General features: G+C 66.1%; 7 protein-coding genes and 1 tRNA gene. 7 read left to right on the top strand and 1 reads right to left on the bottom strand.

Translation table 11 applies throughout. From position 1 onward, the window contains the following. The first annotated feature begins 110 nt into the window (after positions 1 to 110). The 7 genes from ACE5CZ_RS14270 (at position 111) to ACE5CZ_RS14240 (ending at position 6,121) form a co-directional block, all read left to right on the top strand. Entirely contained in the window at positions 111 to 1,211 is a 1,101-nt protein-coding gene (locus ACE5CZ_RS14270) for an ABC transporter permease (protein WP_374947992.1), read from the top strand. Between the two features lie 2 nt (positions 1,212 to 1,213). Beyond that, entirely contained in the window at positions 1,214 to 2,275 is a 1,062-nt protein-coding gene (locus ACE5CZ_RS14265; RefSeq protein WP_374947991.1) for an ABC transporter permease, read from the top strand. Continuing rightward, complete coding sequence (locus tag ACE5CZ_RS14260; protein ID WP_374947990.1) at positions 2,272 to 3,996, top strand: dipeptide ABC transporter ATP-binding protein; 1,725 nt, start codon at positions 2,272 to 2,274, stop codon at positions 3,994 to 3,996. The genes ACE5CZ_RS14265 and ACE5CZ_RS14260 overlap by 4 nt, the downstream gene beginning before the upstream one ends. An 11-nt stretch (positions 3,997 to 4,007) precedes the next feature. Then, positions 4,008 to 4,820 carry an ATP-binding cassette domain-containing protein gene (locus ACE5CZ_RS14255; protein ID WP_374947989.1) on the top strand — a complete coding sequence of 271 codons (813 nt, stop codon included), beginning with the start codon at positions 4,008 to 4,010 and terminating at the stop codon, positions 4,818 to 4,820. A 126-nt stretch (positions 4,821 to 4,946) separates the two neighbouring features. After that, a tRNA-Asn gene (locus tag ACE5CZ_RS14250) sits at positions 4,947 to 5,019 on the top strand. Between the two features lie 71 nt (positions 5,020 to 5,090). Beyond that, positions 5,091 to 5,819, top strand: a complete 729-nt coding sequence (locus ACE5CZ_RS14245) for an AzlC family ABC transporter permease (RefSeq protein WP_374947988.1) — start codon at positions 5,091 to 5,093, stop codon at positions 5,817 to 5,819. Beyond that, positions 5,816 to 6,121 carry an AzlD domain-containing protein gene (locus ACE5CZ_RS14240; protein WP_374947987.1) on the top strand — a complete coding sequence of 102 codons (306 nt, stop codon included), beginning with the start codon at positions 5,816 to 5,818 and terminating at the stop codon, positions 6,119 to 6,121. The genes ACE5CZ_RS14245 and ACE5CZ_RS14240 overlap by 4 nt, the downstream gene beginning before the upstream one ends. Positions 6,122 to 6,134: 13 nt before the next feature. Here ACE5CZ_RS14240 and def read toward each other — a convergent pair. Beyond that, positions 6,135 to 6,599: peptide deformylase (gene def / locus ACE5CZ_RS14235; protein WP_374947986.1), on the bottom strand; the 465-nt coding region annotated here is incomplete at its 5' end.

The following is a 6,599-nucleotide window of genomic DNA, read 5'->3' as shown; positions in this document are numbered from 1 at the left end:
TGTCCGCCACCCTTGTTTTTTTTAGATTGTGGGGGGGGGGGGGCGCGCGGGCGGCCGGCCCCCCCCCCCCCCCCCACGTCACCCGTCGTTTGACCAAGGGACACACGCACGTGACTGCAGAACTCAGCTCTCCGGATCCGGCATCTGCCGCACCCCCGGCCGTTCTCCGACGTCGGTCGTCGTCGGGCGGCGGAGGACTCGGCCGCTACATCCTCGTGCGGTTCCTGCTCATCATCCCGACGGTGTTCATCCTCGTCACCCTCGTTTTCTTGCTGATGCGCACCACGGGTGACCCCATCACCGCCGCGCTCGGGGGCAAGCTCACGGGGCCTCAGCTGCAGGAACGCATCCACGAGGCCGGCTACGACCGGCCGCTCATCGTGCAGTACCTCGAGTATCTCGGCAACATCTTCACCGGCAATTTCGGAAACACGCTCAGCGACAACCGTCCTGTCACGCAGGTCCTCGTGACGTATGGCGGTGCAACGCTCGAACTCGCGTTCTACGCCCTCATCGTGGCCTTCCTCGTCGGAATCCCGTTCGGCATGATCGCCGCGTACTTTCGTGACCGGGCCCCCGATGCGTTCCTGCGCATCTTCGCCATCCTGTGCTACGCGACCCCCGTCTTCTTTGCCGGCCTGCTGCTGAAGCTCGTCTTCGCCGTCTGGTTGCAGGTGCTTCCGGTTGCAGGACGCGCATCGACAGGGGCCGAGCTGCAGATGCAGTTCTTGCAGTCCAAGACCGGCATCTATCTCATCGACGCCATCCAGACCGGCAACCCCGAGGTGATCGCAGATGTGCTGTCGCACGCCGTACTTCCCGGCGTGGCCCTGGGGCTGCTGACGGCCGGCGTGTTCCTTCGCCTCGTGCGCACCAACCTCATCGGCACACTCGGCACCGACTACGTCGACTCCGCGCGATCGCGCGGCGTGACGGAATTCCGCCTTGTACGAAAGCACGCCTACCGGCCCGCGCTGATTCCGATCATCACGGTCATCGGCTTGCAGATCGCCCTGCTTCTCGGTGGCGCAGTGCTCACGGAGACCACGTTCGAGTGGAAAGGCCTCGGGTTTCAGCTGGCCAACTATCTGCAGGCCCGCGACTTCGTCGCCGTTCAGGGAATCGTCGCCTTGCTGGCCGTGATCGTCGCGGTGACCAACTTCATCGTGGACATCATCGCCGCGCTCATCGACCCGAGAGTCAGGTACTAGTCGTGACGACCGCAACCGCTCATCCCCGCCCGAGGCGCAGCCTCGTGTCGCGCATCCCGCTCTTCGCCCAGGTGCGATCGAGCATCGGCCTGCAGCGCGGCATGCTGATCGCCGGCGTCGTCGTCACCGGCGTCTTCGTCATCACGGCGGTCTTCGCACCGGTGCTCGCACCCTACGGTTTCTCGCAGCTCCGAGTCGAGGGCACCCCGTTCGGCGCCCAGCAATCGCCGAACGCGGAGCATCTGCTCGGCACCACCGTCGGCGGCTACGACGTGCTTTCCCGTGTGATTTGGGGAGCGCAGACGGCGATCCTCACCATCATCGTCTCGGTAATCCTGTCGATCTTCGTCGGCATCTTCCTCGGCCTGGTCTCCGGCTATATCGGAGGGTGGCTCGACCGCGTGCTGGTCGTCGTCTGCGATGCCATCTACGCGTTCCCGTCGCTGCTTCTCGCCATCGTGATGTCGATCGTGATCTCGGGCGGACAGAGCAATCTCTTCGGCGGCATCCTGGCGGCATCCATCTCGATCACCGTGGTGTTCATACCGCAGTACTTCCGTGTGATCAGGGCCGAGACCGTGCGTATCAAGAGCGAAGCCTACGTCGAATCCGCCAAAGTCATCGGCACTCGCGCGCCGCGCATCATCTATCGCCATGTGCTGCGCAACGCGACGAGGTCGCTTCCCCTCCTCCTGACCCTCAACTCCTCCGAGGCCCTGCTCACGCTGGCCGGCCTCGGCTTTCTCGGTTTCGGCATCGAGCCCACGGCCGCGGCCGAGTGGGGTTACGACCTCAACAAGTCCCTGTCCGATGTGACGAGCGGCATCTGGTGGACCTCGGTGTTCCCCGGCCTCGCCATCGTTCTCGCCGTGCTGGGCATTACCCTTCTCGGCGAGAGCCTCAACGACCTTGCAGATCCACGGCTCAGAGGTCGCCGTGCGGCACTCGACACGGGCGCGCCCTCTCCCGACAATGGTGCCGCGCCCCACGGCGCCGGCGCAACCGGCCAGTCGGTGGTCGCCGACGACACGGTCACAGCGAACGACGAGGAGCGCGTCTCATGAGTGCAGACAATACGGATGCCGTCACCGACGAATCCGACATCGTCTCGATCGTCGACCTCCGGGTCACCTTCGCCACAGACGGGGGCGCGGTCCGCGCCGTCGATGGTGTCTCCATCGCCGTGCGTCCCCGTGAGATCGTCGCGATCGTGGGCGAGAGCGGCAGCGGCAAGAGCGTCACCGCGAAGTCCATACTCGGTCTCGTTCCCGCCACCGCCACCTCATCCGGCTCCATTCTTCTGCGCAGTCGCGATCGCAGCCGCACCACCGACATCGTGGGCGCCGGAACGTCCACCCTGCGCGGGCTCCGCGGCGAAGACGTGGCGATGGTGTTCCAGGAGCCGTCCACCGCGCTCAACCCCGTCTACACTGTCGGGTGGCAGATCGCTGAGGGCATCCGCGCCCACGGGTCTGTGAGCCGGAGCGATGCGAAAAGGCAGGCCGTCGACATCCTGCGCCGGGTCGGCATTCCCGACCCGGAGAACCGGGTGAACTACTACCCGCACCAGTTCTCGGGCGGACAGAAGCAGCGGGTCGTCATCGCGATGGCGCTCGTGCTCAACCCGGGACTCATCGTCGCCGACGAGCCGACGACGGCCCTCGACGTGACCGTGCAGGCCGAGATCCTCGATCTGCTCCGCCGCCTGCGCGACGAGTTCGACACCGCGATCGTGCTCATCACGCACAACATGGGCGTCGTCGCCGACCTCGCCGACAGAGTGGTCGTGATGTACGAGGGCAAGGTCGTCGAGGAAGCGGATGCCCGCACCCTGTTCGCCTCACCCCAGGCCGATTACACGAAGCAGCTCCTCGCGGCCGTTCCCCACATAGGCCAGGGCGAGCTTCGAGCGGCCGTGCGCACACAGGAGCGACTCGATCGCGAATCGAGCGCGACGCCGGTGGTGGTGGCGCGAGACCTCGTCATCGAGTACCCGGGGCGGCTCGGTCGCGGCGGATTTCGCGCCGTGAACGGCGTCTCCTTCGAGATCCACGAGGGAGAGGTCCTCGGACTGGTGGGGGAGTCGGGCTCCGGCAAGACCACCATCGGTCGCGCCATCGCCGGGCTGTCGAAGGTGACCGGGGGATCCCTGAGCGTGCTCGGACGCGAGATGAACGGCATCCGGGAACGCGCGTTCCGCGGCGCCCGTGTCGATATCGGGTTCGTGTTCCAGGATCCGGCATCGAGTTTCAACCCGCTGCTGACCATCGCCGAATGCGTCGCCGAGCCCTTGGTCGTTCACGGTCGGGCCGGGGATGCGCGCGATGCCCGCAACCTGGTCGACGAGCTGCTCGAGGCCGTTCAGCTGCCGAAGGCGTTCGGCGACCGCTACCCGCACGAGCTCAGCGGCGGCCAGAGGCAGCGTGCCAGCCTGGCGCGCTCGATCGCGCTGCGGCCCAAACTGCTCATCGCCGACGAGCCCACAAGCGCCCTCGACGTGTCGGTGCAGGCTCGCGTACTCGAGCTGTTCACCCAGCTGCAGCGCGAGTTCGGGTTCGCGTCGTTGTTCATCAGCCACGACCTCGCAGTCGTCGACCTGCTCGCCGACCGCATCGCGGTGCTGTACAAGGGAGAGCTCGTCGAAGAGGGGACAGGAGTCGAGGTTCTGGGTGCTCCGAAACACCCGTACACCCAGAGACTTCTCGCATCGCTTCCCGTTCCCGACCCGATCGAACAGCAGACGAGGCGCGAGGCACTGCACCGACTCCAGGCGCTCGACGGCTAGGGTCGGTATCCATGAGCGAACGGATACTGACGGCGTCTGACGTCACGATCGAATATCCGGCACACAGCGTCAGTTCCGCGCACACCGCGGTCAAAGGGTTCACGCTGAATGTCGAGCCCGGAGAGATCATCGGGCTCGTGGGATCGAGCGGGTCAGGAAAATCGACGATCGCGTCGGTCATCTCCGGAACGGCCGCGACCTCACCGTCTCGCGACGGCGCACCCCGCATCGTCGGGGGCGCCCTCTCGGTTCTCGGGTACGACCTCAAACGCACCCGTGGCCGCAAGCTCAACAGGCTCACGTTCGGCATCGGTTATCTCGCCCAAGACGCCGGATCGACTCTGACCTCGAACATGACGGTTGCCGAGATCATCGCCGAACCTCTGTTTCTGCGCGACAAGCACTTCGACGCCAACGATGCCGGGCTGAAGGCTGCGATGCTTCTCGACCGCCTGCTGCTTCCCGTCGGAATGCTCAACATGCTGCCGCACGAGCTGTCGAGCGGGCAGCGCCAGCGGGTCGCCGTGGCCCGTGCCCTGGTGATGGATCCCGTATTCCTCGTCTCCGACGAGCCGACCGCCGGCATCGACGTGTCCGTTCGCGGGCAGGTGGTCGACGTCATCGCCGCCCTGCAACGCGATCGCGGCGCAAGCGCCATCATCATCAGCCATGATCTCGACGTGCTTCGTCGATCGGTCGATCGCATCGCCGTGCTGCACGAGGGCATGGTCGTGGGGCTGGGAACGATCGATGAGGTGCTCGATGACCCGCACCACCCGTACGTTCAGGGTCTGGCCCGCACGGTCTCGGACGACCAGCGCTGAGCGCGGAGCAGCACAGGGCTATTCTCACAGGGCGGTCGATCAGGTTGTGGGATACTGATGGAGGTCGACGCGCGTGACACGGGCATCTTCGAATAGGTGATAGTGTGACTACGCTGATTCCAGCAATCCTCGATAGCTCAATTGGCAGAGCAGCCGGCTGTTAACCGGCAGGTTCTTGGTTCGAGTCCAAGTCGGGGAGCGAAAAGGCCACCACGGGCTCCACCCCTGGTGGCCTTTTCTTTTCTCTTTTGTCACTGAATCCAGGGAACAATGTCCGAGATCGAGGGTGCAGACCGCGTCCGGGCCATCCGGGCGGCATTCGCCGTCGGCCTTCCCACCGCGGCATACGGAATCTCGTTCGGGGCCCTTGCGACGCTCGGGGCCGGTCTCGATCTGTGGCAGACGATGGTTCTGAGCCTCGTGATGTTCACGGGAGGGTCGCAGTTCGCGCTCGTCGGGGTGCTCGCATCCGGAGGCCTGTCCTCCTGGCCATCGGCGGTCGCGTCTGCGGCGCTGCTCGGTTCGCGCAACACCGTCTACGCCATCCGGATGTCGCCGGTGATCGGGCGCGGCTTCACGAAGCGCACGCTCGCGGCTCATCTCACGATCGACGAGTCGATGGCCGTGTCCACGGCGCAGAAGAGCATCGAAGGCCAGAGAATCGGCTTCTGGGCGACCGGCCTCATCGTGTACGTCGGCTGGAATCTCACGACGCTCGTCGGGGCTCTCATCGGCGACCTGCTCGGCGACGTCAGCGCGTTCGGTCTCGACGCGGCGGCCGCGGCGGCCTTCCTCGGCCTGCTGTGGCCGCGGCTGGCGGCACTTCAGGCGCAGGCCGTCGCCGTGGCGGCCGCCTTCGTGGCGGCATTGCTGACTCCCGTGCTGATGCCCGGCATCCCGGTGCTGGTCGCCGCCTGCGTGGCCGTGATCTTCGGAGTCACCAACTGGCTGGGCAGGGGCCGGAATGCGAGCACCACGACCGTCGGCATGCCGTCGTGACGGCGTGGCATGTCGTGCTGCTGGCGGCCATCGTCTGCTTCGCATTGAAGGCTCTGGGATACCTCGTGCCGCCCTCGCTCATCGAACGCCCGGCACCCGCGCGCATCGTCGACCTGCTGACGGTCGCGATGCTCGCCGCGCTGATCTCCCTCCAGACGTTCGCCCAAGGCCAGGAGCTCGTTCTCGATGCACGGGTTCCCGCCGTGCTCGTCGCCGCGGTGCTCTTCGCCTTCCGGGTGCCGTTCATCGTTGTGATCGTCGCGGCCGCGGCGGTCGCGGCGGGCATCCGGGCACTCAGCTGACGCAGAGCGACGGCTACGCGTCGAGGTCGTCGACCCCCGGCATCCAACTGCTGCCGGGTGCGGTCCAGCCCTTCTTGCGAGCGACCTTCGCGGCCCGCCGCCCAGAGATGAAGTCGAGGCGATCGACATACAGGATGCCGTTCAGATGGTCGAATTCGTGCTGGAAGATGCGGGCGAGCCATCCTGAGGCGGCAATCTCGAACGGCCTCTGCTCGAGGTCGACGGCGCGCAGCAAAGCATCTGCCGATCGAACCAGTGGAAAACGCTCGCCGGGGAACGACAGGCAGCCTTCCGCGTCCGAATCCTCGTCGCTCTCGGTCACCGGGGGCGGACTGATGAGGAGCACGGGGTTGATCGCTACGCCGCGGTGCACCACATCGTCGTCGTCGGCCCACCCGAACGTGAAGAGTCGCAGCGGCACACCGACCTGTGGGGCGGCGAGACCGACGCCCGGGGCTGCATCCATCGTCTCGAACAT

Origin of the sequence: Agreia sp. (assembly GCF_964263775.1) — a bacterium.
Lineage (GTDB): Bacteria > Actinomycetota > Actinomycetes > Actinomycetales > Microbacteriaceae > Agreia.
The sequence above is the reverse complement of the archived record's forward strand: the minus strand, read 5'-3'. Positions and strand labels throughout refer to the sequence as shown.

What these genes read in the sequence shown, in the direction of transcription:
- ACE5CZ_RS14260 (WP_374947990.1), top strand. Translation starts at nt 2,272, where the DNA reads ATGAGTGCAGACAATACGGATGCCGTCACCGACGAATCCGACATCGTC.
- ACE5CZ_RS14255 (WP_374947989.1), top strand. Translation starts at nt 4,008, where the DNA reads ATGAGCGAACGGATACTGACGGCGTCTGACGTCACGATCGAATATCCG.
- ACE5CZ_RS14245 (WP_374947988.1), top strand. Translation starts at nt 5,091, where the DNA reads ATGTCCGAGATCGAGGGTGCAGACCGCGTCCGGGCCATCCGGGCGGCA.